Source organism: Streptomyces purpurascens, from assembly GCF_045040895.1.
GTDB classification, from domain to species: domain Bacteria; phylum Actinomycetota; class Actinomycetes; order Streptomycetales; family Streptomycetaceae; genus Streptomyces; species Streptomyces purpurascens.
In genome coordinates this window covers 6,610,064-6,634,904 of sequence record NZ_CP108341.1, presented here as the reverse complement: position 1 = coordinate 6,634,904, position 24,841 = coordinate 6,610,064, and the positions used below count along the sequence as shown (strand labels likewise).

Genomic DNA, 24,841 nt, shown 5'->3' with positions numbered 1-24,841 from the left:
TTGCACTTCTGACAACTTAGCGGTTATGACGGGCGGCCCAACCACTGCTGTGCTGTTGTGGAGCGATGCAGTGATCAGGTGAGCGCAGGCTCCGCCTGGTGTGCGTCAACGCTCTCCATGATCCTGTCGTGAGAAGCGGCAGCCGTCAGCGCCTCGTTCTCGGCCTGGATTCGTCCGAGCTCGGATTCCAGGTCCTGGACGCGCTGCTGGAGCCGTCGCATCTCGGCGAGGAGTCGAGGGTCGGAGCCGCCGACGTAACCGAGAAGCGCCTTTGCCATGATGGATGGTCCTCCACAATGCGTGACCGACCGATGCGGTGTGGGTCGTGAGGGATTCGCACCCGCGATGCTTGGCAGGGCCTGGAGTTGTACCGCCGTTCAGCCATGCCAAACAGCTAAGGTGCGCGGGGCTTTCAGCGTCTCACCAAAAAGTTTGACGGTCAACACGATCACGCCCCGTATTGGGGGCCGACCGGGCGCACGCGGCCTGACACGGCGGCACTGCGGCTTCTGCGGGGCCCTCGGGGCGTGGCGATCATCCTTGCGTGCGGAGCCTGCCAAGGCAAGCGATTCTTGGCAATCACCAGCCAGTTTCCGTCCGGGGCGGCCGTCGGCGGCCTGTCGGAGTGCGCCCCCGAGGCCCCCCTCCGGTGCTGGATCAGCGGATGGCGAAGCCGTCGTAGCCGCCGCGAGGTGTGTCCCAGATCTCGGTGACGCCGTCTACACGGCCGGGCGTGTCGTCACCCTCTAGCCACTCCAGCAAGCCTTCACAACCCTCTCGCGCGCCCTCCGCGACCACTTGGACCCGGCCGTCGCCCAAATTGAGAGCAAAACCACTCAGGCCGCCGATCTCCAGGGCCTTGGCCCGCGTGAACCAGCGGAAACCCACACCTTGGACGCGTCCACGCACCCAGGCGACCAGTCGCACATCCTCGCTCATGACTGCAACCTAACCGCCCAATCTCCCTCGGGCTCACTTCCTCCACTTGCGCCATGCGGTACCGTCCCCACCCAACGAATCTCATATGAAACTCACACCATCGAGTGAGTTTGGTGTTGATCTCGAGGACGAGTCGACCGCCAGGACGAGGAAGGCCAGAACATGGGACGCCACCGTCGCTCCGACGCCGGCCGCGCCGCCACGGGCAGCGCCACGGGGATCATGCAGACCGACGGCATCGCGGAGGGCCACGATCCGCTGCACGGCGCGGAGGACGGCCCCACCATGGGCATCGCGCCCTATCTGAACCCGGAGGCGTACGCCGACACGTACGCCCGGAGCGAGGCCTACCTGTTCGAGACGGAGGCCACCGCGGCGGGTGACGGCGGGTACGCCGCCATTCCCCGCCAGCGGACCGCCGAGACGGCCGTCTTCGCGAGCGAGGGCTTCACCCCCGAGGGCGGCACCCGGCGGGCGGGCTCGCACCGCCGCCGGAAGAAGGCCGCACGGCCGATGCGCACGGGCCTGCTCGGCGTGTCCGCGGCGGTCGCCATCGGCACGGTCGCGGTGGCCACGGGCGCGGTTCCCGGCCTCGAGAACTACAAGCTCGGCGGCGACGGCGGCGCCGACAAGGTGCAGGCCGCGGACACCCCGACCAACACCCCGACCGGACAGGGCGGCACCTCCGGCAGCGCCGACAGCCGGGGCGGCACGCCCACGAGCCGGGACGCCGAGCGCTCCCTGTCGCCGTCGCCGTCCGCCTCGACGTCCTCGGCCGCGCCCACGAAGACGCCCGAGAAGCCGGAAAAGACGCAGGAGAAGACGCCGGAGAAGAAGAAGCCGGCCGCGACCCCCAGCAGGAAGCCGGAGAACACTCCCTCCCGTACGGCCACGCAGGCGCCCGAGAAGCCCAGCGCCCCCGCCGCCCTCTCCGAGGAGTCCGCCGCCGCGGCCCAGGTGCTCAAGCTGGTGAACGAGGAGCGGGCCAAGGTGGGCTGCAGCGCGCTCGCCGCGAACAGCGCACTGACCGAGCTGGCGCAGAACTACAGCGAGGACATGCGCGCCCGGGGCTTCTTCGACCACACCGACCCCGACGGCAAGACGCCGTGGGACCGGGCCGAGGCCGCCGGGATATCCAACCTCGGCGGGGAGAACATAGCCCGCGGCCAGGCGGACGCGGCGGCCGTGATGGATGCCTGGATGAACAGCCCCGGCCACCGCGCCAACATCCTGAACTGCGACTTCAAGACGCTGGGCGTCGGTGTCGAGCTCGGGTCGGGCGGCCCGTGGTGGACCCAGAACTTCGGCTACTAGACCCTCCCAGCACTAACCAGTAGTTAGCGCAATCTTTTGGCCAGCGCTGTGCTGGCGTATCCTGGGGGGATGACCACCACCCAGGAGCTCACGGAGGGGCTGGACGACCTTCCGTACAGCGTGTTCGCCAAGGCCTGCCCTTCGCGTGGCACGCTCGAGCACGTCACAGGCCGCTGGGGCGGGCTCGCGCTGACCGCTCTGTACGAGGGGTCGCTGCGCTTCAACGAGCTGCGCCGCCGGGTCGACGGTGTGAGCGAGAAGATGCTGTCCCAGACGCTGCACGCGCTGGAGCGCGACGGCCTGGTCCACCGCGAGGCCCAGCCGACCAACCCGCCCCGTGTGGACTACGAACTGACGCCGCTGGGACGCGGAGTGGCCGAGCGGCTGCTCGCCCTGATCCACTTCGTGGAGGGCAGCATGGACGACGTCCTGGCCGCGCGCGAGCGGTACGACTCCGCTAGGGCGTGATCCGCGGCGGTCGCTGGCACTTCGGGCAGTAGTAGCTCGACCGGTTCATCCAGGGCCGCCGCCGCATCGGTGTGCCGCAGCGCCGGCAGGGCAGGCCCTCGCGGCCATACGCGTCGAGGGACCGGTCGAAGTAGCCCGACTCGCCGTTGACGTTGACGTAGAGGCTGTCGAAGCTGGTGCCGCCCACCGCGAGGGCGGAGTTCATCACGTCCCGCACATGGCCCAGGAGCGACAGCGTGCGCGGACGTGTGAAGGTCGCGGTCGGGCGCTCGTAGTGGATGCGGGCCCGCCACAGGGCCTCGTCCGCGTAGATGTTGCCGACTCCGCTGATCAGCGACTGGTCGAGCAGGGCCCGTTTGATCGTGGACCGCTTGCGGCGCAGCGCCCGGTGGAATGCCTCTTCGTCGAAGAGCGGGTCGAGCGGGTCGCGGGCGATGTGCGCGATGACGTCGGGCAGGCCCTCGGGGGTGTTGTCGTGCAGCGACAGACCGCCGAAGGTGCGCTGGTCGACGAAGCGGAGTTCGGTGTCCAGGGCGTCGGTGAAGCGGGCGCGGATGCGCAGGTGCTTCTCGTCGGGAGCCGTGTGCGGCTGCACCAGCAGCTGGCCGCTCATGCCGAGGTGGGCCAGGATCGACTGGTCCGTGTCCTCCAGGGGCAGCCACAGGTACTTGCCCCGGCGGCTGGGTGTGCCGATGCGATGGCCCTTCAGACGGTCCGCGAAGTCGTCGCCGCCCGCGAGGTGGCGGCGCACCGCGCGCGGGTGCAGCACCTCGACCTCGGCGACCGTCCGGTGGGCGACCCACCGCTCCAGGCCGCGCCGGACGACCTCGACCTCGGGCAACTCGGGCATGGGCTCCCCCGGTGTACGAGCCGAGCGCCCGCCCCCGGGCAGGGGCGGGCGCTCGGGTGCGCTGTTTCTGTTCGGTCAGGCGGACGCCGGCTCGGGGCCGGCGCTCTCGTCGGCGGCGGCCTGCTGGGCGGCCGCCTCCTTGGCGCGCTCGTCCGCCGCGGCCCGGATGGACCTCCAGGCGGACTCGGCGGCCTGCTGCTCCGCCTCCTTCTTGCTGCGGCCGGTGCCGGTGCCGTACGAGACGCCTCCGACGCGGGCGGCAGCAGTGAAGGTCTTCTCGTGGTCGGGGCCGGTCTCCGTGACCAGGTACTCGGGCACGCCGAGCCCCTCGGTCGCGGTGAGCTCCTGGAGACTGGTCTTCCAGTCCAGGCCGGCTCCGAGGTTCGAGGACTTCTCGATCAGGGGGTCGAACAGACGGTGCACGAGCTCCGCCGCGGACTCCAGTCCCTGGTCGAGATAGACCGCACCGATCACCGCTTCAAGGGTGTCGGCGAGGATGGACGCCTTGTCCCGGCCTCCCGTGCCCTCTTCACCCCGGCCGAGCCGGATGAAGGAGCCCAGGTCGAGCCCACGGCCCACCTCCGCCAGCGCACGCGAGTTGACCACCGCGGCCCGCAGCTTGGCCAGCTGGCCTTCGGGCAGGTCGGGGTGGGTTCGGTACAGCGTGTCCGTGACCACGAGGCCGAGGACGGAGTCCCCGAGGAACTCCAGACGCTCGTTGGTCGGCAGACCGCCGTTCTCGTACGCGTAGGAACGGTGGGTCAGCGCACGCACCAGAAGGGCGGACTCGAGTTTGTACCCGAGCCGCCCTTCCAACAGCGTGTGGGACGAGGCCTGGTTGTCCGCAGAGTTTTTCTTCGGCGTGGACACAGTGCCTCTCACCAGCCGCTCAGACCTCGAGGACCTGGCGCTTGTTGTAGGTGCCGCAAGACGGGCACGCGATGTGCTGCTGCTTGGGCTCGTGGCAGCGCTCGCACGCAACCAGGGTGGGGACCGCAGCCTTCCACTGCGACCGGCGGTGGCGCGTGTTGCTGCGCGACATCTTCCGCTTCGGAACAGCCACGGCTACTTCTCCTGCTTCTCGTCGACGCCCGGTTCGGCGCCGCTCATCTCGTCCTTCTCGCCGTCCTTCATGGTGCCGGCGAGTCCCTGCAAAGCCGCCCAACGGATGTCGACGGCGTCGTGGTGGTGGTCCGGGTCGTCCGCCAGTCGCGCACCGCACTCGGCACACAGACCAGGGCAGTCTTCCTGGCACACCGGCTGCATCGGCAGTGCGAGCACCACCGCATCACGCAGCACGGTCTCGAGGTCGAACAAGCCGTCCTCGAGGAAGAGCCTGTCCTCGTCGTCCTCGGCGTCGTCGCCCGGTTCCGCGATCACGCGGCCCCGGTCGTCGGCGTCAGGGTACGAGAACATCTCCTGGAATTCCGCTTCGACGTCGAGCTGAAGCGGCTCCAGACACCTTACGCACTCCCCCTCGGCCCCGGCACGGGCGGTGCCTGTGACAAGCACCCCTTCCATGACCGACTCCAGGCGGAGTTCGAGCTCCACCGGGGCGCCTTCCGGCACTCCGATGACTCCCTTGATACCGAAATCCTTGGGAGCGTCGACCGTGCGGGTCAGGCGCTGCAGCGCACCGGGCCGCCGGCCCAGCTCGTGCGTGTCGAACACGAGGGGGTTGCGGTGGTCGAGGCGGGCGTTCAGAGCCATTCCTGCTTTCGATCTTGCGAGCTGAGAGGGTTGCCGCCCTTCGGTGTTCCGGGCAGCGTGGATCGCGGACGTACGCGCGACCGAAGAGCCAGGATACTGGACCTTTCGCTGTCGGCCCAATCCGGTGCTCAGCCGTTGCCGCGGCCCTGCTCGTAGGCCCTCAACTGCTCGGCGCTGATCATGCCGGTGTCGAAGAGGCTGGTCTCGTCGAGGGCGTATCCCTGCTGGCTCTGCTGGACTTGTTGCGCCTGCTGGGCCTGCTGGACCTGGTTCGGGTCGTACCCGGCCTGCTGGGCGTCGTAGCCCTGGAAGGGGGGTCCTCCCGCCGGAGCGTAGCCGGGGGTGGCGGAGTAGGGATCGGCGTGCTGGTAGCCGTACGGGTCCTGCTGGGCGGCGTAGGCCTGCTGCGGATAGCCGCTGTAGGGGTCGGGCTGCTGCTGGTAGCCGTAGGCCGGCTGTGGCTGCCCGTAGTCCTGCTGCTGGGCGGGCTGCTCGGCCGGGGGCTTCTGCTCCGCGAGGGCGGCCAGGTCGGCGAGGTAGTCGGCGTCGCTGGAGTGCCGGACCGTGCTGAGGTCGTCGGCGAGGGCGCCGAGGTCGTCGCTGGCGATACGGCCGTGCAGCTTCTGCCGGCCGCGGCCGACGGCCTCCAGGGTCTTGGCGAGGACGGCCTCGAAGGAGCCGAGCTTGGCGTCGACGTACTCGTCGGCGGTACGGCGCAGGGTCTCCGGGTCATGGCTGCGCTCGGGGGCGTCCTCGTCCTCGTAGCCCTGGTCGTCGACGCCGGGGCCGGTACCGAGGAGCTTCTCGCGGCCGCGGCCGACGGAGCCGAGGGTCTTGGTGAGGACGACCTCGAAGTTGGCGAGCTTGGAGTCGACGTAGTCGTCGGCCTCGGCGCGGACCTCCTCGGCCTCCTGGCGGGCCTCGGCGAGGATCCGGTCGGCCTCGGCCTGGGAACGGCGGGCGACCTCGGTGTCGGAGATCAGAGAGCCGCGCTCGGCGTGCGCCTGCCCGATGATGCGCTCGGCCTCCTGGCGGGCGTGCTCGACCATCTGCTCGCGGCCGCCGATCAGCTCCTGGGCCTGGGCGAGCGAGTCGGGCAGCGCCGCGCGCACCTCTTCCAGCAGCGAGAGCAGTTCGGCGCGGTTGACCACGCACGAGGCCGACATGGGCATGGACCGGGCGCCGGAGACCGCGGAGACGATCTCGTCGAGCTTCTTCTGCACGTCCACCGTGTGCTCGCCACTCTCTACAGATGCGTTGGAGACGGACGGGTCGACTGTAGTCCCATCAGTCCTTGCGCAGACGCTCGTTGAGGACCTGGAGGACCTCCGCCGGGACGAGGTGGGAGACGTCCCCGCCCCAGGTCGCGACCTCCTTGACCAGGGAGGACGACAGGAAGCTGTAGGTGGGGTTGGTGGGGATGAAGAGAGTCTCCACGCCCGAGAGGCCGTTGTTCATCTGGGCCATCTGCAGCTCGTAGTCGAAGTCGCTGACCGCGCGCAGGCCCTTGACGATGGCGGGGATGTCACGCTGCTTGCAGAAGTCGACGAGCAGGCCGTGGAAGGCCTCGACACGGACGTTCCCGTACTCGGCGGTGACCCGGCGGATCAGGTCGATCCGCTCCTCGATCTCGAACAGACCCTTCTTGGCCTGGTTGATCATCACCGCGACGTAGACCTCGTCGTACAGCCTGGAGGCGCGGGAGATGATGTCGAGGTGTCCGTTGGTGATCGGGTCGAACGACCCGGGACAGACGGCGCGGCGCACTTGTGTTCCCTCGCTCTCCGGTCCGGTCATCGTGCGTCTTCGCACGTAGAGGCGGCGCGACCGTACCAAAACGTTCCCTCGCCGTAGCGACGGGCCCGGAGGGCTTCGAAACCCTCGGGCCACCGGAATTCACCGCCTCTGGTGCTGCGCTCCACGGTGACGAGGGCTTCCTCGGCGAGCCAGCCCTCCGTACGGAGTGTGAGCAGGATCTCGCGAAGATCGTCGTCCGTGACGGCGTACGGGGGGTCGAGGAAGACGAGGTCGTAGGGCTCGCCGGGGGGCGGCGTACGGATGATCTGTTCCGCTTTGCCTGATCTGACCTCGGCGCCGGGGAGACCGAGGGACTTCACGTTCTCGCGGACCGTGCGGGTCGCTCGCGCGTCGGCCTCGACGAGGAGGGTGTGGCCCGCCCCTCGGGAGAGGGCCTCCAGGCCTACGGCTCCGGAGCCGGCGTAGAGGTCGAGGACGCGTTCGCCGTCCAGGGGGCCGCCCAGGAGGGATTGCCAGGTGGAGAACAGGCCCTCTCGGGCGCGGTCCGACGTGGGGCGGGTTCCTGTGCCTGGCGGGACGGCCAGGCGGCGTCCGCCGGCCTGGCCGGCGATCACGCGGGTCATCTGCGGTCCTTGGTCGTGGGCGGCTTCAGGTATCAGTGTGGCTGGTCGCGCAGTTCCCCGCGCCCCTGAAAGGGTCAGTCACCCTCACCCCTTTTCCAGGTACTGCTCTCTCTCCTCGTCCAGGAGGGCATCAAGAGCCGTACGCAAGCCGGGCAGGCCGGTCAGCTCCGGGTCGGCGGCGACCACCGCTGTCGCCTCCTGTCTCGCCTCCGCGATGATCTCCTCGTCCTCGATGACCGCGAGCATCCGCAGGCTGGTCCGGGCGCCCGACTGGGCCTGGCCCAGGACGTCGCCCTCGCGGCGTTGCTCCAGGTCGATGCGGGAGAGTTCGAAGCCGTCGAGGGTGGCGGCGACGGCGTTCAGGCGCTGGCGGGCCGCGCTCGCCTCGGGCATCTCGCTGACCAGGAGGCACAGGCCGGGCGCCGAGCCACGGCCGACGCGGCCGCGCAACTGGTGGAGCTGGGAGACGCCGAAGCGGTCGGCGTCCATGATCACCATCACGGTGGCGTTGGGGACGTTGACGCCGACCTCGATGACCGTCGTGGCGACCAGGACGTCGGTCTCCCCCGCGGCGAACCGGCGCATGACCGCGTCCTTGTCGTCGGGCTGCATACGGCCGTGCAGGACCTCCACCTTGAGGCCGTTCAGCGGGCCCTTGGAGAGCTGGTCCGCCACGTCGAGGACGGCGAGGGGCGGGCGCTTCTCGGCGGCGTCCTCCGGGGATTCGGGAGACTTCTTCTTCGCGGACTTCTTGGGGTCGTCTTCCTCGTCGCCGATGCGTGGGCAGACGATGTACGCCTGATGGCCGTTGCCCACTTCCTCGCGGACCCGTTCCCACGCCCGGGCCAGGAAGTGGGGCTTGTCGGCGGCCGGGACGACATGGCTGGCGATCGGCGAGCGGCCGGCCGGGAGCTGGTCGAGGACGGAGGTCTCCAGGTCGCCGAAGACCGTCATCGCCACCGTGCGCGGGATGGGCGTGGCGGTCATGACCAGGAGGTGCGGGGGCTGTTTGCCCTTGCCGCGCAGGGCGTCGCGCTGCTCGACGCCGAAGCGGTGCTGTTCGTCGACCACGACCAGGCCCAGGTCGTGGAACCGCACCTTGTCCTCGATCAGCGCGTGCGTGCCGATGACGACGCCGGCCTCGCCGGTGGTGAGGTCGAGCAGGGCGTGACGGCGGGCGGCCGCGCCCATGGACCCGGTGAGCAGCACCACCTTGGTGGCCCGCTCGGCCCCGCCCAGCATGCCGCCCTCGGCCAACTCGCCCATCATCTCGACGACGGACCTGTGGTGCTGCTGGGCCAGCACTTCGGTGGGCGCGAGCATGGCGGCCTGCCCACCGGCGTCGACCACGGCGAGCATGGCGCGCAGGGCGACCATCGTGTTGTGGGTGACGGTGAAGTTGTCGGTGATGTAGGCATGGCTCGGGTGGGCGACGCTGATGCACTGGACGGGCTTGCGTCCCACGTATTCGACCGCCCGGATGCCGCGCCGGAACGTGTTGTACTTCGGCCTTGCGCGCACGCGTTCGGCCTTGCGGGTGAGCCGGAACGGGGCGTATTCGTCCGGCAGGGCCACGGACACGTTGTACGCGGCCTTCTTCGGGAGTACCCGCGCCCGGCCGCCCAGAGACCGCACGAGCCAGGCGACGTCCTCCGCGAGCCGGCGCGAAGCCGAGCAGAGGGAGATGCTCAGGCCGTCGGCCTGGATGGTGCCGTCCGTGTCCAGAAGCCCTTGCAGCAGGGCGAGACGGTCCTTGACCGGCGTGTTCTTGAAGTCGTCCGGGACAAACTTGCCGTGGGATGTCGCTCCCCAGAGGCCCCACTCCCGCAAGGCCTGGATTACGGGGTTGCGCACGCCTCCTGCACGCCGCAATAGCTGGATGGTGTAGTCACAGCGCGATCCCTTCACCGGTACCAGCCGGCATTCGGGCGCCACTGCCGTGGCTACCGCGTCACGGATCTCGTCATCGATGGTGGAGAGGCGGAGGTTGTGCCGGAACGAGCCGCCTCCCAGCAGCAGACCGAACAGGTACGGGTCGAGGGGCAGCCGGGAGTCGCCGCCCAGATCGACCGGCTTAGCCGCTGGGATGTACCACTTCGACGACCCGTTGGCCTTGAACGTGTCGAGACGGATCTCCCGGGTCGTCATGACCTTGGGAGCTTGGCCGCGGTGCCACCCGCAGCTCGTACCGACGATCCAGAGGTGCTCGTCGTCGCACTCGACGGAACTCCCGTCGGACAGAACCAGGCGCCACACATCACGCTCCCCCTGGGGAAAGACGCCGTCGATCAGCGTGATGTCCCCGTCCGGCACCACCACCTCGTCGCCCACCCGTAGGTCTCCCATGGGACGGAAGCCCGTGGGTGTGAGCACCAGTGAGTCAAGCGGCTGTGCCTTTCCCGAACCGACCTCCCCCTGGAGCAGCCGGTGCATCGGATGGTCGGTGGCCAGGTCGTCGAAGATCTCCCTGGAGACCCGCTGCTGGCCGTCCGTGAGGGTGAAGGGGAGGCGGGCGTCGAAAGAGGCGAGGAGTCCGTCGGAGGTGGGCTCGCGGGGGACCGCCGGGAGTTGGGCGTCCGCGTGGCGGCGGCGGGCGAGGGCGACCTGGAGGACGAAGGCCTCGTCCCACTTGAGGCGGGCGCGGGCGTCCTCGATGTCCGCCTTGGTGTGCGGGCGGTGGATCTTCAGCAGGGCCTCGGGGAGGGGGACCAGGCCGCGGCCCTGGCGCAGGGAGTCCGGCAGCGGGTCGACGGCCTCTTGGGCCGTGGGCAGGACCGTCTGGAGCGCCTTGCCGATCTTCCAGGACTCCAGCTTGGCGGTGGCGGGGTAGATCGGGATCAGGGCGCCGGCCCAGGTCTCGACGGATTCATCCGGGTCGCCGCGCAGCAACTCATAGGCGGGGTGGGCGAGTTGGAGGCGGCGGTTGAAGACGGAGACCTTGCCCGCGAACATCGCGCGCGTGCCCGGCAGGAGCTCCTTGTGGGGCTTGTGAACACCAGCGCCGAAGAAGACCAGTTGGAGCCGGCCGCTGCCGTCCGTGATGGTGACTTCGAGGCGCTGGCCCTTGCCGCGCGGGGCCTTGGCGGAGGCGAAGCTGTGCAGGCGGGCGTCGGCCACCTGGGCGACCACCGTGACGTGCTCGTCCATGGGGAGGTCGGCGAGGTGGGTGAGCTGGCCGCGCTCCTCGTATCTGCGCGGGTAATGGTGGAGCAGGTCGCCGACGGTGAGCAGGCCGAGGTGCTCGGCCATCACCTTCGCGGTGGCGGGGCCGAGCACCGACTTCAGTGGTTGTTGCAGCGGTTCTTCCAGTGCGGGCACGAGATCCATTGCACACCACGCCACTGACAATGCCGTAGAGGCCGCGGCGGACGTTGCCGTATACGTCCCGGAAACCCCTGGTCAGACGGCTGGTTCGGGCCTTAGGATGGCGCGCTCCCGGCCCTTCTTCGCGGTCACCGCCCCACCGGGACCGCCCGACCCCGCGCCGTCGCGAGTCCTCCCACCGGCGCCGTGATGATGGATTCCGAGACCTCACAGGCTTCCCAGGCACCCCGTTCACCTCAGTCACCTCATACGTTCCAGGTCGACCTGCGTGGTCTCGTGGACCTGCTCTCCCACCACCTCTACTCCAGTCCCAAGGTGTATCTGCGCGAGCTGCTGCAGAACGCGGTGGACGCCATCACCGCCAGACGCGCGGCGGAGCCCGACGCCCCGGCCCGGGTGCGGTTGTCCGCGCAGGGCGGCACCCTGCGGGTCGAGGACACCGGCGTGGGGCTCACCGAGGCGGACGTGCACAGCCTGCTCGCCACGATCGGGCGCAGTTCCAAGCGCGCCGAGGGTCTTCAGGAGGCCCGCTCCGACTTCCTCGGGCAGTTCGGCATCGGGCTGCTGGCCTGTTTCGTCGTGGCCGAGCGGATCCGGGTCGTCAGCCGCAGCGCCCGTACGCCCGGGGCGCCTCCCGTGGAGTGGACGGCGCGCGACGACGGCTCGTACACCGTGCGGACCCTGCCGGACGCCGAGCGGCCCGAACCGGGCACGACCGTGTATCTGGTGGCCCGGGCCGGGGCGGCGGAGTGGCTCACTCCCGAGCGGGTCGCGGCCCTGGCACGGGACTTCGGGTCGCTGCTGCCGTACGACGTCCGGGTGGGCGACGAGGCGGTCACCGACCTCCCGGCGCCCTGGGACCGTTCGTATCCGAGCCCGGCCAACCGCCGCGTCGCCCTCGCCCGGCACTGCCACGACCTGTTCGGCTTCACCCCGTTGGACACGATCGACCTGGCCGTGCCGCTGGCCGGCATCCGCGGGGTGGCGTATGTGCTGCCGTCGGCGGTCAGCCCGGCCCAGCGCGCGGGTCATCGCGTGCATCTCAAGGGCATGCTGCTGACCGAGCGGGCCGAGCAGCTGCTGCCCGACTGGGCGTTCTTCGTGCGCTGCGTGCTCGACACGGACAGCCTGCGGCCGACGGCCTCGCGCGAGTCGCTGTACGAGGACGAGACCCTGGCCGCCGTACGGGAGGCGCTGGGCGAGAGGATCCGCGCGTGGCTGACGGGCCTGGCGGCCGGTGATCCGGAACGGCTGGCCGCGTTCCTTTCGGTGCACCACCTGGGTGTGAAGTCGCTGGCCCGGCACGACCGCGAGATGCTGCGCACGATGCTGCCGTGGCTGCCCTTCGAGACGACCGACGGGCGGCTGTCCCTGGAGGAGTTCGCGCAGCGGCACCCGGTGGTGCACTTCACGCGGACCGTCGAGGAGTACCGGCAGGTCGCGCCGATCGCGTCCGCGCAGGGCATCGGCGTGATCAACGGCGGTTACACGTACGACAGCGAGCTGGTGGAGGCGTTGCCCTCGGTACGGCCGGGGACCGTGGTCGCGGAGCTGGACGCGGACACGGTGACCGCCCATCTGGACGCGGTCGACCCGGCCGAGGAGCTGGCCCTTTCGGGCTTCCTGGCGGCGGCGCGGGCCCGGCTCGACCAGCTGGGCTGCGATGTGGTGCTGCGCGCCTTCCACCCGCTCTCGGTGCCCGCGCTGCACCTCGACGACCGGGACGCGCGGCACGAACAGGCCCGGGCCGATGCCGAGGCGCAGGCCGACGACCTGTGGGCGGGCATCCTCGGCTCGCTGCGCGGCAGTGCTCCACGCGCGCGTCTGGTGCTCAACCATCTCAATCCGCTGGTCCGGCGGATCAGCGCGCTGCACGACCCGGAGCTGATCGGCACGGCGACGGAGTCGCTGTACGGGCAGGCCCTGCTGATGGCGCAGCGGCCGCTGAGGCCCGCCGATTCGGCGCTGCTCAACCGCGCGTTCATCGGTCTCCTGGAGTGGGCCACGCACAGCGAGGACGGTCAGGCATGAGTGAGATCACCGACTTCGACGCCCTGCGCCGGGCGATGGCGGAGAACTCCGACGAGCCGGAGGGCCCTGCCCGCAACGCGCGCGCGGAGGAGCTGCTGACGGCGGCCGAGAAGCTGAACATCCCGCTCGCCGTGATCGAGGCCCTCGGGCACCAGCTGAAGGTCTACAACTACAGCTCCGAGAAGGGGAAGATGTTCGTCCCCTTCGCCCGGCTGCTGCGCATGTGGGACGAACGCCCCGAGGACTTCGACGAGTACGAGACCCACTCGCTGCACTGGGTCTTCAAGTGGGTGTCGTCCGGCATGCTCGACCAGCCGCACATCCCGCTCGCGTCGATCGAGAAGTGGCTCGGCGAGATGGAGCACCGCTACCGGATCGGCGGGTACTCCGAGCGGGCCGTGCGCAGCGCCGAGCACAGCGTGGCCGCCCATGTCGGGGACATCGCTCGGGCCGAGCGGGCGTACGCCGCGTGGCTGGCCGCCGACCGGGACAGCATGGCCGACTGCCACGCGTGCGAGCTGCACGGGCAGGGCTGGTGGCAGGCGGAGCTGGGCCGGGACGCGGAGGCCGTGGAGCTGTGGCGGCCGGTGCTGGAGGGCGAGTACGCCTGCGCCCACGAGCCGCACACGGCCCTCGCCTCCTCCTTGGTGCCGCTGCTGCGGCTGGGCCGCCCGGACGAGGCACGCGCGCACCATCTGCGGGGCGTCCGGCTCGTACGGGCCATGGAGAGCATGCGCGGCGCGTACGCGGAGCACGTGGAGTTCTGCGCGCTGACCGGCAACGAGGCGCGCGGTCTCGAACTGCTCGCGGAGCGGCCCGCGTACTTCACGGACGACGGGCAGCCGCAGAGCAGGCTGGACTTCATGAGCGTGGTGGCCCTGCTCATGGACCGCCTGACCGGCCTCGGGCTGGGCGACCGGCAGGTGCCGGGCCCGCCCGGCCGGGAGTGGACCGCCCGGGAACTGGCCACGCACGCGCGTGCGGAGGCCCTGGCCCTGGCGGCGCGCTTCGACGAGCGCAACGGCACGGGACACGTCAGCGAGCGGGCCCGCGCGCGTATGGCGCGGCAACCCCTGGTGGAGCGGCTGCCGCTGGGGGTGCGGTCGGTGCGGCGGGTCCCTGCGCCCGCTCCCCCGGCCGTGACGACCGCTGTCACCGGGCAGCCGGATCTGGCGGCACTGCTGGCCGAGGCACGGCGGCTGTCGGACAACCTGCTGCCCAACGCGGTGGAGGCGTGGGCGGCGGTCGCCGGGGCCGCGGAGGGTGTCGAGCTGGACCCGCGTGACCGGGCCGAGATCGCGGACCACGAGGCGATGGGCCTCGGCCCCGAGGGTGCCGCGCTCTTCGAGCGGGCCGCGGGGCTGTACGCCGAGGCGGGCGACCCGGGCGAGGCCCTGGCGGCACGCGCGCGTGCGGCGTACGTACGCGCTCTCGGGGGCGACGTGGCCGAGGCGGTCGCGGCCGTGACCGGCCCGTACGACGAGATCCTCGCGCTGCACGCCGCCGGCGGCACGGGCCTACGGCAGACGGCGTCCGTCGTGATGGGACGGGCCCGGATCCTGATGCGCCGGGCGCACGAGGCCGAGGGCCCCGGGACGGAGGCCGTGCTCGCCGAGGCCGAAGCCGCCGTCCGCGAAGTCCTGGCGCTCGTCGACGGCCGGACCAAGGAGGACGTACGGCTGGCCGCGCGGACCGCCGAGGCGCAGGCGATGCTCGCCGAGCTGGCGGGACTGGCCGGGGACCTGAAGACGGCGGCGGGTCTGTTCGCGCGGGGCGCGGCGGCGTTCGTCGCGGCAGGGCTGCCCTGGTTCGCGGTGGAGTACGAGGCCCGGCTCGCCTCCCTGGCCCACCACCTCGACGACATGGCGGAGGCGGAACGGGCGCTGCGTGCGGCCCTGGAGCACGGCGGGCCCCACCTGGAGGCGCCCGGCCGGGCCCAGCTGCACCTCCAGCTCGCCGAGGTGGTCGGCGGCCGGGGCGAGGCCGTGGAGGCCGCCGAGCACGCCCTGCAGGCAGCGCACTGGGCCGACGAGGCGGGCGAGAGCGCGACGCTGGGTGCCTGGGCACGGCAGCAGCTCGGCGGGTTCCTGCTGCGGCAGGGGCGGTGGGCCGAGGCCGCCGAGGTGCTGGAGTCGGCGCTGCCCGATCTGACCGCCGAGACGCACGGCGACGGGGCGGTCGTGCAGACGCAGTGGTGGCTCGGCGACTGCCTGAGCGAACTCGGCGAGCACCGCGCGGCCGCCGAACGGCGTCTGCAGGCGGCCGAGATCGCCCGGCACTGGCCCGAGCAGCACGACCATGCCACCCTCGCCCACCTGGCCGGTGAGTCGCTCGGGCAGGCCGGGCTGGCCGCCGAGGCGGACCGGGCCTACCGGCGCGCGGGCGACCTGTGGCGCGCACTCGGCAACACCCATGGGCTGGTCCGCTCCCTGCGCGCCCGCGCCTGGCTTGCGCTGCACGCGCCGGACGGGCTGGAGGAGGCACGCGGCCTGATGGCGAGCGCGGTCCGGGAGTGCGAGGCGGCGCGGGACACGGCCGCCGACGAGGAGTCCCGGCTCCGGCTCGAAGCAGAACTGGGCCACACCCACCGGCAGTTCGGCGACCTGCTGGCCCGCTCCGTCTCCGAAGGCGTCGAAGACGCCTCGACCCGGGCCGTGTTCGAGGAGGCCCTGTCCCAAGTGGTCCGGTCGGTGGAAGCGTTCACGGCCCTCGGGGACGGTGCCCTGCACAGCCGCACCGGCGCCGAGCTGGCCGCGGGCTGGCTGGAGGCCGACCTGGGCCGCCCCGCCGAGGCAGTGGCACGCGCGCGTGCGGTACTGGCGGCGTACGAGGGACACGACGGCTTCGACGACACGGGGGCCGTCGAGGGCCAGGAGGTGCGGGCCCGGCGGGCGGAGGCCGGGCACATGCTCCAGTCCGTGGCGGAGCGGCAGGGGTGAGTTCCTGCCCTACTCCACGCCGATGAGGAGCAGGGCCCCTTGCCGTCCGCCCCGGTACACGACCGTGTCGACGGCGAGGTATCCCTCGCGGACCCGGCCCTCCAGGTGCTCGGCGATCGCCTCGGGGGCGTCGTCGCCGAGCACCAGGGTGACCATCTCGCCCCCGGCCGCGAGCATCCGGTCCAGGACGGTCTCGGCGGTGGCCGCGAGGTCCGCGCCGATCACGGCCACGTCGCCGTCGATGAGGCCCAGGACGTCGCCGGCCTGGCAGATGCCGGCCATCGTCCAGGACTGGCGTTCGGCGACGGTGACCTCGGCGTAGCGGGTCGCTCCGGCCGCCGAGGTCATCGACACCACGTCCTCGTCGAAGCGGCGCTCCGGCTCGTGCACGGCCAGCGCGGCGATGCCCTGGACCGCCGAGCGGGTCGGGATGAGGGCCACGCGGATGCCCTCCGTACGGGCCTGTTCGGCCGCCGCCGCGGCGGTGTGACGCAGTTCGGCGTCGTTGGGCAGCAGCACGACCTCGCGCGCGTGGGCCCGCCGTACGGCCTGTACGAGTTCGCCGCTCGCGGGCGGCTCCCCGGGGCGTGCGAGCACGGTGGTCGCGCCGGCCTCGGTGTACAGCCCGGCCAGGCCCTCACCGGGCACGACGGCCACGACGGCACGCTGGGCGCGCTCCCGGGGCGGCCGCTCGGCGCCGGTGGTGTGCACGTCGCCGGCGCCGAAGTGCGTGATGCGGATCCGGTAGGGCCGCCCGGCCTCGATGCCGGCCTCGACGGCGGCGCCCGCGTCGTCGACATGGACATGGACGTTCCACAGCCCGTCACCGCCGACCACGACGAGGGAGTCCCCGAGGGCGTCGAGCCGCTCCCGCAGCCGCCCCACGGCCGCGTCCTCGGCCTCCAGGAGGTAGATCACCTCGAAGGCGGGCCCGTCCTGGTCCGCCGCGGCGGTGCTGTCCGCGCACTCGCCCGGGCCGCCGACTGCGGCGGGCTCCACGCGCGCGTGGAGGTCCTCGTCCGGGCCGATGTACGCGCTGGAAACCACTCCCCCGGACGCCCTGGCCCCCGGCACGCTCACCGCACCGGCCACCACCGCCCGCGGCATCTCCCCCGTGAACGTCTCCACCAGCGCCCCGAGCACCGCCACCAGCCCTCGCCCACCGGCGTCGACCACCCCGGCGCGTTCCAGGACGGGCAGCTGGCCCGGGGTCGCGGCGAGGGCCGTGCGCGCTCCCTCGTAGGCCGCCCGGGCCACCTTCCCGCAGTCGCCCTCGGCACCGTCGGCGGCGTCGGCGGCGGCCGAGGCGACCGTGAGGACGGTGCCCTCGACGGGATGGGCCACGGCCTGGCGGGCGGAGTCGGCCGCGTGCCGCAGGGCGAGCCGCAGTCCCTGGCCGTCGGCGTCGGCGGCCTCGTCGTCGGCCAGCACCTGGGCCATGCCGCGCAGCAGCTGGGCGAGGATCGTCCCGGAGTTCCCGCGGGCGCCGATGAGCGCCCCGTGCGCCATCGCCCGGGCGGCATCGGCGAGCGTCGGCCCCTCGGGGCCCGACCCCGCCGCATGGCCCGCGAACACCGCCTCGACCGCCGCGACCGCGGACTCCACGGTCAGGTACAGGTTCGTGCCGGTGTCCCCGTCCGCCACGGGGTAGACATTGATCGCGTCGATCTCCTCACGCGCCCGCCCCAGGGTCTCGAGAGCGAGACCACACCAGGTGCGCACCGCGACAGCGTCGAAGAATGTCTGCGGCACCTGCGCCACCGCGCCTCCCTTAGCTGCTGGACGTGGCACGCAGCGTAGTCTCCGGGGCGGTCCGAACCGGAGGCGGGCCGGGCCCGGCCCCTGAGCTGCCATGGTAGTTTCGCTCTACGGGTGCAGCCGTTGTATGCTGCTCCGGTTGCCCGATCTCGATCGGGCCTTCCCCCTGGCAGCGCCACTCAGACCGGACGGCTCCTTGAGCCCACGATCTCGATCCCGGCATGCCGGGATTAACCGTAAGTGCATCTGAAGTCTTTGGAGTGACCCGTGGCTGCCAACTGCGACGTCTGCGGCAAGGGGCCGGGCTTCGGCAACAACATCTCGCACTCGCACCGCCGTACGCCCCGTCGCTGGAACCCGAACATCCAGCGTGTGCGTACCGTGGTGGGCGGGACGCCGAAGCGCGTGAACGCTTGCACCTCGTGCATCAAGGCCGGCAAGGTCTCGCGCTGACGCTCAGCTAGCGCGCGGCCACTGCTGGTTCGCTGAAGAGCCGGTCCACCTCAGGTGGACCGGCTCTTTGCCGTGTTCGGAGCCGGACGCTCAGAAACCGGCCCGGAAGCGCCAGCCGTGATCCACCGGCCCGATGCCCCCGCCGAGCGCGAAGCCGGCCGCGACGGCCCCCGTGACGTACTCCTTGGCCGCCGTCACCGCCTCCGGCACGGACCGCCCCTTCGCGAGCTGTGAGGCGATCGCGGAGGCCAGGGTGCAGCCCGTACCGTGCGTGTGCCGGTTGTCATGACGCGGCGCCCGCAGCCAGTGCTCCTCGGAGCCGTCGGTGAGCAGATCGACGGCGTCCCCGGGCAGGTGCCCGCCCTTGATCAGCACCCACCGCGGCCCGTACGCCAGCACGGCCGCCGCGGCCCGCCGCAGTTGCTCCTCCGACTCGACCCGCACCCCCGTCAGCTGGGCCACCTCGTCGAGGTTCGGGGTGGCGACCGTCGCCACCGGCAGCAGCTTCGTACGGACGGAGTCCAGCGCCGAGGCGGCGAGCAGGGAGTCGCCGTGCTTGGAGACGCCCACCGGGTCGACGACCGCCGGGGCGTCCGTCCCCGCGAGCAACTCTGCGACCGCCTCCACGAGTTCCGCGGAGGCCAGCATCCCGGTCTTGACCGCCTGGACGCCGATGTCGTCGACGACACTGCGGTACTGGGCCCGCACGGCCTCCACGGGCAGCTCCCAAGCCCCCTGCACGCCGAGGGAGTTCTGCGCGGTCACCGCCGTGACGACACTCATGCCGTGCACGCCGAGCGCGAGCATCGTCTTCAGGTCGGCCTGGATGCCCGCGCCTCCGCCGGAGTCGGAGCCCGCCACCGTCAGGACGTTGGGGATCATGACTCTATGTCTCCGAAGTGGTCCCAGCCGCCCTTGCTGGTCCACGGCGCTCCGTCGACCGTGACCTGGGGCAGCGCCGAGGGGTTGAGGACCTCGCCGATGACCTTCCAGCGGGCGGGCAGCTTCACGTCCGACGGGAACGTCGCCACGATCGCGTGGTCCTCTCCCCCGGTCAGCACCCACTGCATGGGGTCGACGCCGACGGCCTGCCCGATGTCGTTCATCTGGGTCGGGATGTCGATCGCCCCGGAGCGGATGTCGATCCGCACCTTGCTGGCCTCGGCGATGTGCCCGAGGTCGGCGATCAGCCCGTCGCTCACATCGCACATCGCGGTCGCCCCGAGCCCGGCGGCGGCCGGACCCGCGTGGTAGGGCGGCTCGGGGCGCCGATGGGCCTCCACGAACGCGCGCGGCGAGCGGAACCCCCGCGACAGGACCGCGTATCCGGCCGCCGACCAGCCCAGCCAGCCGGTCACCGCGACGAGGTCGCCGGGCTGTGCGCCCGCCCGCGTCACCGGCTCCTGGTTGCGCAGATCGCCGAGCGCCGTGATCGACACCATGATCGAGTCGCCGCGTACGACGTCACCGCCGACCACGGCGGCGCCCGCCACCTGGCACTCGTCGCGCAGGCCGTCCATCAGCTCGCTCGGCCAGGTCACCGGCAGCTCGGCCGGGACGACCAGACCGAGCAGCAGCGCGGTCGGTACGGCGCCCATGGCGGCGATGTCGGCGAGGTTCTGCGCGGCCGCCTTGCGGCCCACGTCGTAGGCCGTCGACCAGTCCCGGCGGAAGTGCCGGCCCTCCACCAGGATGTCCGTACTGGCCACGACCCTGCGGTCGGGCGCGGCCACCACGGCGGCGTCGTCGCCGGGGCCGACCCGGACCGCCGGGGTGGTGGTCAGACGGGAGGTGAGCTCCCTGATGAGCCCGAACTCACCGAGCTCACCAACAGTGCCCTTCATCGCCCTCTCTCCCCTTCTGTCCCTGTCCATGCCCGGTCGCGAGGCATCTGGGGCCTCGCTACGGTCGAAGTGACCGTCACGTTCTGCCGGACCCGCGCCCCGGCGCGCAAGACCCGGTCCCCGCGGGTCTCCCCGTGGTGAGCGGCGACGCGATACCGTGGCGTTCCTTTTCCCCACATGATCCTCGTGGCCGCCCTGGAGGTTCCGTGGTACAGGCGTACATCCTGATCCAGACGGAGGTCGGCAAGGCGTCGACCGTCGCCGAGACGATCAGCAAGATCCCTGGGGTCGTCCAGGCCGAGGACGTGACAGGACCGTACGACGTCATCGTGCGGGCCCAGGCCGACACCGTCGACGATCTCGGTCGCCTGGTGGTCGCCAAGGTCCAGCAGGTGGACGGCATCACCCGCACCCTGACCTGCCCGGTCGTCCATATCTAGCCCCCGTCTACCCTGTGCCGGTGAACTCTTTCCGTCACCGGCACCGTTCTGTCTTCCGCATGTTCCGCCTGCCCGCTCTCGCGCTGTTGATCACTGTCGCGGGCTGCTCCTCAGCAGACGACAGCGCGTCGGCGGCGGTTCCCAGTCCGGGCGCCAAGGCCACGGAACTGTGCCGGAACCTGGACAAGGTACTGCCCGCGAAGGTGGACGGTGAGCCTCGCGAGGATCCCGAGCCCGCGTCGGCGCTGACGGCGGGCTGGGGCAGCCCGGCGATCATACTGCGCTGCGGTGTTCCGCAGCCGCCGAAGATGATCGATCCGAAGGTGGCGGACGGGCGTGATCCGGACGCGGTCGCCGGGGGTGTGAACGGGGTGGACTGGCTGATGGAGGAGCGGGGCGACGGGGGGCACGTCTTCACCACAGCGAACCGGGAGGCGTACGTGGAAGTGCGCGTGCCGGAGGGGCCGGACAGCTCCGGGGTGCTGATCGATCTGGCCTCCGCCGTGAAGAAGGCGATCCCCGAGGGGATCGCCTCCTGACACCTCCTGCGACGCGCGGTCGATTCAGCGCAGGCCCGTCGAACGGCGAAGTGCCGCCTGCACCAGGCGGTCCACCAGCTCCGGGTAGGACACCCCGCTCGCCTGCCACATCTGCGGATACATCGAGATGGGCGTGAAACCGGGCATCGTGTTGATCTCGTTGATCACGAACTCGCCGTCCTCGGTGAGGAAGAAGTCCGCGCGGACCAGGCCCTCGCAGGACGCCGCCTCGAAGGCGTCGACCGCCAGGCGCTGGACCTCGGCCGTCTCCTCCGGCGTCAGCGGCGCGGGCACGATCCCCGGCGTCGAGTCGATGTACTTGGCCTCGAAGTCGTAGTAGGCGTGCGCCTCGGGAGTGGGGATCTCGGCGGGGGCGGAGGCCCGGGGGCCGTCCTCGAACTCCAGGACGCCGCACTCGATCTCGCGGCCCCGCAGCGCGGCCTCGACCAGGATCTTCGGGTCGTGCCGCTGGGCCTCGGCGATCGCCTCGTCGAGTCCGGAAAGGTCGTCGACCTTGGTGATGCCGATCGACGAACCGGCGCGCGCGGGCTTCACGAACAGCGGCCAGCCATGCTCGCCGGCGAAGTCCACGATCTTCTTGCGGGCGGCGGTCTCGTCCCGCTCCCACTCGCGCGGGCGGACCACCACGTACGGGCCGACCCCCAGCCCGAAGGAGGTGAACACCCGCTTCATGTACTCCTTGTCCTGGCCTACAGCCGAGGAGAGCACACCCGAACCCACGTACGGGACACCGGAGAGCTCCAGAAGGCCCTGGAGGGTGCCGTCCTCGCCGTACGGGCCGTGCAGCACCGGGAAGACCACGTCGACCTCGCCGAGCGCCTTGGGGACCGATCCCGGCTCGCTGTAGACGACTTCGCGGTTGGCCGGGTCGACCGGGAGGATCACTCCGCCCTCGTCGGACTCGGCGAGCGCGTCGACGCTCGGCGGGCGCCGGTCGACGATCGCCATCCGCTCCGGTTCGTCCGCCGTGAGCGCCCAACGGCCGTCCTGGGTGATGCCGATCGGCAGGACGTCGTACTTGGTCCGGTCGATGGCCTTGAGGACGGCGCCGGCGGTGACCACGGAGATCCCGTGTTCGGAGCTGCGCCCGCCGAACACGACGGCCACACGCGGCTTGCGAGGCGGCTGCTCGGGGCTCTGGGGGAGGTTCTCGGTGCTCATATCGGGTTGAGAGTACCCGTTGGTAGGGCCGGGAGACAGCGCCCCCGGCGTCGCGTCGCTCAGCGTCGTTCGGGCTTCGCGCTGCGCGACATCAGCTCCTTGAGGGCCACGACCGGAGGCTTTCCCTCGTGCACGATTTCGACGACCGTCTCGGTGATCGGCATGTCGACTCCGTGCCGGCGGGCCAGATCCAGCACCGACTCGCAGGACTTGACGCCCTCGGCGGTCTGCTTGGTGACCGCGATGGTCTCCTGCAGGGTCATGCCCTTGCCGAGGTTGGTGCCGAAGGTGTGGTTGCGGGACAGCGGCGAGGAGCAGGTGGCCACCAGGTCGCCCAGGCCCGCGAGTCCGGAGAAGGTCAGCGGGTCGGCGCCCAGGGCCATGCCGAGCCGGGTGGTCTCGGCGAGGCCGCGGGTGATGAGCGAGCCCTTGGCGTTGTCGCCGAGGCCCATGCCGTCCGCGATGCCGACGGCGAGGCCGATGACGTTCTTCACCGCGCCGCCGAGTTCACAGCCGACGACGTCGGTGTTGGTGTACGGGCGGAAGTACGGCGTGTGGCAGGCGGCCTGGAGCCGCTGGGCGACGGCCTCGTCGGTGCAGGCGACCACGGCGGCGGCCGGCATCCGCGCGGCGATCTCCCGGGCCAGGTTGGGCCCGGTGACCACGGCGATGCGGTCCGGACCGACCTTGGCGACGTCGTCGATGACCTCGCTCATCCGCATCGCGGAGCCGAGTTCGACGCCCTTCATCAGCGACACGAGGACCGTGCCGGGGGCGAGCAGCGGGGCCCAGTCGGCGAGATTGCCGCGCAGGGTCTGCGAGGGGACCGAGAGGACCGTGAAGTCGGCGTCCGCGGCGGCTTCCGCGGGATCCGTGGTGGCGCGTACGTTCTCCGGCAGCGCGACGCCCGGGAAGTAGTCGGGATTGGTCCGGGTGGAGTTGATCGCCTCAACGAGCTCCGGACGCCGCCCCCACAGGGTGACCTCGCACCCCGCGTCGGCGAGCACCATGCCGAACGCCGTACCCCACGAACCGGCGCTCAGGACCGCCGCCTTGACCGGCTTGCTCACTTGCCCAGCCCCTCTTCCTGCGCCGACTGCACGGACTGCACCGATTCCTGCCCGCCCCGCTGTGTCTGGGTGCGGCGCCGCTGTTCGATCCGCTCCCGGCGCGGATCGTAGGGCGTGGCGGGCGCCTTCTCCCCGCGGATCTCCTCCAGCTGACAGGTGACGGCGGCCATGATGACCTCGGTGGCTTCCTTCAGGAGGTCCGCGGTCATCTCCCGGTCGTAGAACCGCGTGAGGTCCACGGGCGGTCCGGCGAGCACGCGGTGCGTCTTGCGCGGCAGGAGGTGCGGCTTCTTCGCGTACGGCGGCAGCAGCTCGTTGCAGCCCCACTGGGCGACGGGGATCACCGGGCACTTGGTCTCCAGGGCGACGCGCGCCGCCCCGGTCTTGCCGGTCATGGGCCAGCCTTCCGGATCGCGGGTGAGCGTGCCCTCGGGATAGAAGGCGACGCATTCACCGCGGTTCACGGCCTCGATCGCGGCCCGGAATGCGCTGAGCGCGTCCGTGCTCTCGCGGTAGACGGGGATCTGCCCGGTGCCTCGCATCGCGGCCCCGACGAATCCACTCTTGAAAAGCCCGCTCTTCGCGAGGAATCGCGGGACGCGCCCGGTGTTGTACTGAAAGTGCGCGTAAGCGAAGGGATCGATGTGCGAATTATGGTTCACCGCGGTGATAAATCCACCCTCGCCCGGAATGTGCTCGATTCCGCGCCAGTCCCGCCTGAGCAGAACCACCAGCGGCGGTTTACAGATCACCGCAGCTAGGCGGTACCAGAAGCCGATTCTGCGGCGGGGCACGCGGACACCTTCCTCTAGGGCCTGAAGTGGGGGCCACCGGGGGGCCGCACAAGTGTCGCCCCAGGCCGCCGGTCTGTCGAGAACACCGTACGCCCCGACCCACCGGCCGCCCGATGCCCCGGGTGACAATGACCGCGACAAGAGAGGGACGGAACACCTGTGCAGTGGACGTTGGTCGTACCCCTGAAACCCCTGGCCCAGGCCAAGAGCAGGCTTGCGGACACCGCGGACGACGGGCTGCGGCCGGGCCTGGCGCTCGCCTTCGCCCAGGACACCGTGGCGGCCGCGCTGGCCTGTCCCGCGGTACGGGATGTGGCAGTCGTCACGGACGACGCCCGGGCGGGCCGTGAGCTGGCCGTACTCGGCGCCGCGATCATCCCCGACGAGCCGGGCGGCGGCCTCAACGCCGCTCTCGCGCACGGGGCGGGGATCATACGGTCCACTCGCCCCGGAAGTCCGGTGGCCGCGCTCAACGCCGATCTGCCGGCACTGCGCCCGCCGGAATTGACTCGGGTACTCGACGCGGCCGCTGAATTCCCGCGCGCATTTCTCCCGGACGCGGCCGCAATCGGTACGACCCTGCTGGCCGCCGCCCCGGGCCGTGAATTGCTCCCCGTCTTCGGCACCGATTCCCGGGCCCGGCACCGCGCCTCCGGTGCCGTGGAACTGGGCCTTGCCGATGTGGATTCCGTACGCCAGGACGTGGACACCGGCGACGACCTGCGCAACGCGCTGGCCCTGGGGGTCGGTCCTCATACGGCCGCGGCCGCCGCGCGGTTGCTGATCCCCGGGCAGTAGGCTGCGG

24 protein-coding genes are annotated in these 24,841 nt (G+C 71.3%); 8 read left to right on the top strand and 16 right to left on the bottom strand.

Features of this window, described 5'->3' with window-relative positions:
• Window positions 1-74: 74 nt before the first annotated feature.
• Both OHU35_RS30415 and OHU35_RS30410 read right to left on the bottom strand, forming a co-directional pair.
• Window positions 75-278: a hypothetical protein gene (locus OHU35_RS30415; protein ID WP_030852030.1), complete on the bottom strand. Its 204-nt coding sequence runs from the start codon at window positions 276-278 to the stop codon at window positions 75-77.
• Window positions 279-657: 379 nt separating this feature from the next.
• Window positions 658-939 carry an acylphosphatase gene (locus OHU35_RS30410; RefSeq protein ID WP_189727968.1) on the bottom strand — a complete coding sequence of 94 codons (282 nt, stop codon included), beginning with the start codon at window positions 937-939 and terminating at the stop codon, window positions 658-660.
• Window positions 940-1,101: 162 nt separating this feature from the next.
• Between OHU35_RS30410 and OHU35_RS30405 the strand changes: the two genes are divergently transcribed.
• Window positions 1,102-2,253 (top strand): CAP domain-containing protein, encoded by a 1,152-nt coding sequence (locus tag OHU35_RS30405; protein ID WP_189727966.1) that lies wholly within the window; start codon window positions 1,102-1,104, stop codon window positions 2,251-2,253.
• A 69-nt stretch (window positions 2,254-2,322) separates the two neighbouring features.
• Window positions 2,323-2,721, top strand: a complete 399-nt coding sequence (locus OHU35_RS30400; RefSeq protein WP_189727964.1) for a helix-turn-helix domain-containing protein — start codon at window positions 2,323-2,325, stop codon at window positions 2,719-2,721.
• Here the strand turns inward: OHU35_RS30400 and mutM are convergent.
• The 8 genes from mutM to OHU35_RS30360 all read right to left on the bottom strand — a co-directional run bounded on the left by mutM (window position 2,711) and on the right by OHU35_RS30360 (window position 10,989).
• Window positions 2,711-3,571 carry a bifunctional DNA-formamidopyrimidine glycosylase/DNA-(apurinic or apyrimidinic site) lyase gene (gene mutM, locus OHU35_RS30395; RefSeq protein ID WP_189727962.1) on the bottom strand — a complete coding sequence of 287 codons (861 nt, stop codon included), beginning with the start codon at window positions 3,569-3,571 and terminating at the stop codon, window positions 2,711-2,713. The two genes, OHU35_RS30400 and mutM, sit on opposite strands and share 11 nt — an antisense overlap.
• A 75-nt stretch (window positions 3,572-3,646) precedes the next feature.
• A complete protein-coding gene (gene rnc / locus OHU35_RS30390) occupies window positions 3,647-4,441 on the bottom strand; it encodes a ribonuclease III (RefSeq protein ID WP_189728229.1) in 795 nt (264 codons plus the stop codon).
• 19 nt (window positions 4,442-4,460) lie between these two features.
• Window positions 4,461-4,634, bottom strand: a complete 174-nt coding sequence (gene rpmF / locus OHU35_RS30385) for a 50S ribosomal protein L32 (protein WP_003951102.1) — start codon at window positions 4,632-4,634, stop codon at window positions 4,461-4,463.
• A 2-nt stretch (window positions 4,635-4,636) separates the two neighbouring features.
• Complete coding sequence (locus tag OHU35_RS30380; protein WP_189727960.1) at window positions 4,637-5,281, bottom strand: DUF177 domain-containing protein; 645 nt, start codon at window positions 5,279-5,281, stop codon at window positions 4,637-4,639.
• Between the two features lie 128 nt (window positions 5,282-5,409).
• Window positions 5,410-6,510: a cell division initiation protein gene (locus OHU35_RS30375; protein ID WP_405507552.1), complete on the bottom strand. Its 1,101-nt coding sequence runs from the start codon at window positions 6,508-6,510 to the stop codon at window positions 5,410-5,412.
• Window positions 6,511-6,568: 58 nt separating this feature from the next.
• Entirely contained in the window at window positions 6,569-7,048 is a 480-nt protein-coding gene (coaD, locus tag OHU35_RS30370) for a pantetheine-phosphate adenylyltransferase (protein WP_189728227.1), read from the bottom strand.
• Between the two features lie 26 nt (window positions 7,049-7,074).
• Complete coding sequence (rsmD, locus tag OHU35_RS30365; RefSeq protein WP_189727956.1) at window positions 7,075-7,662, bottom strand: 16S rRNA (guanine(966)-N(2))-methyltransferase RsmD; 588 nt, start codon at window positions 7,660-7,662, stop codon at window positions 7,075-7,077.
• An 84-nt stretch (window positions 7,663-7,746) separates the two neighbouring features.
• The gene (locus OHU35_RS30360) at window positions 7,747-10,989 is read right to left on the bottom strand and encodes a helicase-related protein (protein ID WP_405507550.1); all 3,243 of its coding nucleotides are present in this window, start codon (window positions 10,987-10,989) and stop codon (window positions 7,747-7,749) included.
• Between the two features lie 189 nt (window positions 10,990-11,178).
• On the opposite strand from OHU35_RS30360, the gene OHU35_RS30355 reads away from it, so the two are divergent.
• Complete coding sequence (locus OHU35_RS30355) at window positions 11,179-13,017, top strand: HSP90 family protein (RefSeq protein WP_359896474.1); 1,839 nt, start codon at window positions 11,179-11,181, stop codon at window positions 13,015-13,017.
• A complete protein-coding gene (locus OHU35_RS30350; RefSeq protein ID WP_405507549.1) occupies window positions 13,014-15,956 on the top strand; it encodes a tetratricopeptide repeat protein in 2,943 nt (980 codons plus the stop codon). The genes OHU35_RS30355 and OHU35_RS30350 overlap by 4 nt, the downstream gene beginning before the upstream one ends.
• 9 nt (window positions 15,957-15,965) lie before the next feature.
• On the opposite strand, the gene OHU35_RS30345 is transcribed toward OHU35_RS30350, so the two are convergent.
• Window positions 15,966-17,717: a DAK2 domain-containing protein gene (locus tag OHU35_RS30345; protein WP_405507547.1), complete on the bottom strand. Its 1,752-nt coding sequence runs from the start codon at window positions 17,715-17,717 to the stop codon at window positions 15,966-15,968.
• Window positions 17,718-17,981: 264 nt separating this feature from the next.
• On the opposite strand from OHU35_RS30345, the gene rpmB reads away from it, so the two are divergent.
• Window positions 17,982-18,167, top strand: a complete 186-nt coding sequence (rpmB, locus tag OHU35_RS30340) for a 50S ribosomal protein L28 (protein ID WP_004924906.1) — start codon at window positions 17,982-17,984, stop codon at window positions 18,165-18,167.
• 90 nt (window positions 18,168-18,257) lie between these two features.
• Here the strand turns inward: rpmB and thiD are convergent, their stop codons facing one another.
• A complete protein-coding gene (gene thiD / locus OHU35_RS30335) occupies window positions 18,258-19,049 on the bottom strand; it encodes a bifunctional hydroxymethylpyrimidine kinase/phosphomethylpyrimidine kinase (protein ID WP_189727948.1) in 792 nt (263 codons plus the stop codon).
• On the bottom strand, window positions 19,046-20,011 hold the full coding sequence (locus tag OHU35_RS30330) for a thiamine-phosphate kinase (RefSeq protein WP_184598561.1): 966 nt from the start codon (window positions 20,009-20,011) through the stop codon (window positions 19,046-19,048). Before OHU35_RS30330 ends, thiD begins: the two co-directional genes overlap by 4 nt.
• Before the next feature lie 206 nt (window positions 20,012-20,217).
• On the opposite strand from OHU35_RS30330, the gene OHU35_RS30325 reads away from it, so the two are divergent.
• Together OHU35_RS30325 and OHU35_RS30320 are read left to right on the top strand one after the other, a co-directional pair.
• Complete coding sequence (locus OHU35_RS30325; protein WP_189727946.1) at window positions 20,218-20,451, top strand: Lrp/AsnC family transcriptional regulator; 234 nt, start codon at window positions 20,218-20,220, stop codon at window positions 20,449-20,451.
• A 20-nt stretch (window positions 20,452-20,471) separates the two neighbouring features.
• Window positions 20,472-20,990 (top strand): DUF3515 domain-containing protein, encoded by a 519-nt coding sequence (locus tag OHU35_RS30320; protein WP_372498786.1) that lies wholly within the window; start codon window positions 20,472-20,474, stop codon window positions 20,988-20,990.
• A 24-nt stretch (window positions 20,991-21,014) separates the two neighbouring features.
• Here OHU35_RS30320 and OHU35_RS30315 read toward each other — a convergent pair whose 3' ends face one another.
• From OHU35_RS30315 to OHU35_RS30305, 3 genes are read right to left on the bottom strand one after another with little or no spacing between them, the layout of a single operon-like run.
• Complete coding sequence (locus OHU35_RS30315; protein WP_189727944.1) at window positions 21,015-22,172, bottom strand: D-alanine--D-alanine ligase family protein; 1,158 nt, start codon at window positions 22,170-22,172, stop codon at window positions 21,015-21,017.
• A 59-nt stretch (window positions 22,173-22,231) separates the two neighbouring features.
• Window positions 22,232-23,242, bottom strand: a complete 1,011-nt coding sequence (locus tag OHU35_RS30310) for an NAD(P)H-dependent glycerol-3-phosphate dehydrogenase (protein ID WP_189727943.1) — start codon at window positions 23,240-23,242, stop codon at window positions 22,232-22,234.
• Complete coding sequence (locus OHU35_RS30305) at window positions 23,239-24,036, bottom strand: 1-acyl-sn-glycerol-3-phosphate acyltransferase (RefSeq protein ID WP_189727941.1); 798 nt, start codon at window positions 24,034-24,036, stop codon at window positions 23,239-23,241. The genes OHU35_RS30310 and OHU35_RS30305 overlap by 4 nt, the downstream gene beginning before the upstream one ends.
• A 159-nt stretch (window positions 24,037-24,195) precedes the next feature.
• Between OHU35_RS30305 and cofC the strand changes: the two genes are divergently transcribed.
• Window positions 24,196-24,834, top strand: a complete 639-nt coding sequence (gene cofC, locus OHU35_RS30300; protein WP_189727939.1) for a 2-phospho-L-lactate guanylyltransferase — start codon at window positions 24,196-24,198, stop codon at window positions 24,832-24,834.
• Window positions 24,835-24,841 lie beyond the last annotated feature (7 nt).

What these genes read in the sequence shown, in the direction of transcription:
- OHU35_RS30405 (WP_189727966.1), top strand. Translation starts at nt 1,102, where the DNA reads ATGGGACGCCACCGTCGCTCCGACGCCGGCCGCGCCGCCACGGGCAGC.
- mutM (WP_189727962.1), bottom strand. Translation starts at nt 3,571, where the DNA reads ATGCCCGAGTTGCCCGAGGTCGAGGTCGTCCGGCGCGGCCTGGAGCGG.
- OHU35_RS30360 (WP_405507550.1), bottom strand. Translation starts at nt 10,989, where the DNA reads ATGGATCTCGTGCCCGCACTGGAAGAACCGCTGCAACAACCACTGAAG.
- OHU35_RS30410 (WP_189727968.1), bottom strand. Translation starts at nt 939, where the DNA reads ATGAGCGAGGATGTGCGACTGGTCGCCTGGGTGCGTGGACGCGTCCAA.
- OHU35_RS30415 (WP_030852030.1), bottom strand. Translation starts at nt 278, where the DNA reads ATGGCAAAGGCGCTTCTCGGTTACGTCGGCGGCTCCGACCCTCGACTC.
- OHU35_RS30355 (WP_359896474.1), top strand. Translation starts at nt 11,179, where the DNA reads ATGGATTCCGAGACCTCACAGGCTTCCCAGGCACCCCGTTCACCTCAG.
- thiD (WP_189727948.1), bottom strand. Translation starts at nt 19,049, where the DNA reads ATGATCCCCAACGTCCTGACGGTGGCGGGCTCCGACTCCGGCGGAGGC.
- OHU35_RS30315 (WP_189727944.1), bottom strand. Translation starts at nt 22,172, where the DNA reads ATGAGCACCGAGAACCTCCCCCAGAGCCCCGAGCAGCCGCCTCGCAAG.
- OHU35_RS30350 (WP_405507549.1), top strand. Translation starts at nt 13,014, where the DNA reads ATGAGTGAGATCACCGACTTCGACGCCCTGCGCCGGGCGATGGCGGAG.
- OHU35_RS30330 (WP_184598561.1), bottom strand. Translation starts at nt 20,011, where the DNA reads ATGAAGGGCACTGTTGGTGAGCTCGGTGAGTTCGGGCTCATCAGGGAG.
- OHU35_RS30400 (WP_189727964.1), top strand. Translation starts at nt 2,323, where the DNA reads ATGACCACCACCCAGGAGCTCACGGAGGGGCTGGACGACCTTCCGTAC.
- rsmD (WP_189727956.1), bottom strand. Translation starts at nt 7,662, where the DNA reads ATGACCCGCGTGATCGCCGGCCAGGCCGGCGGACGCCGCCTGGCCGTC.
- OHU35_RS30380 (WP_189727960.1), bottom strand. Translation starts at nt 5,281, where the DNA reads ATGGCTCTGAACGCCCGCCTCGACCACCGCAACCCCCTCGTGTTCGAC.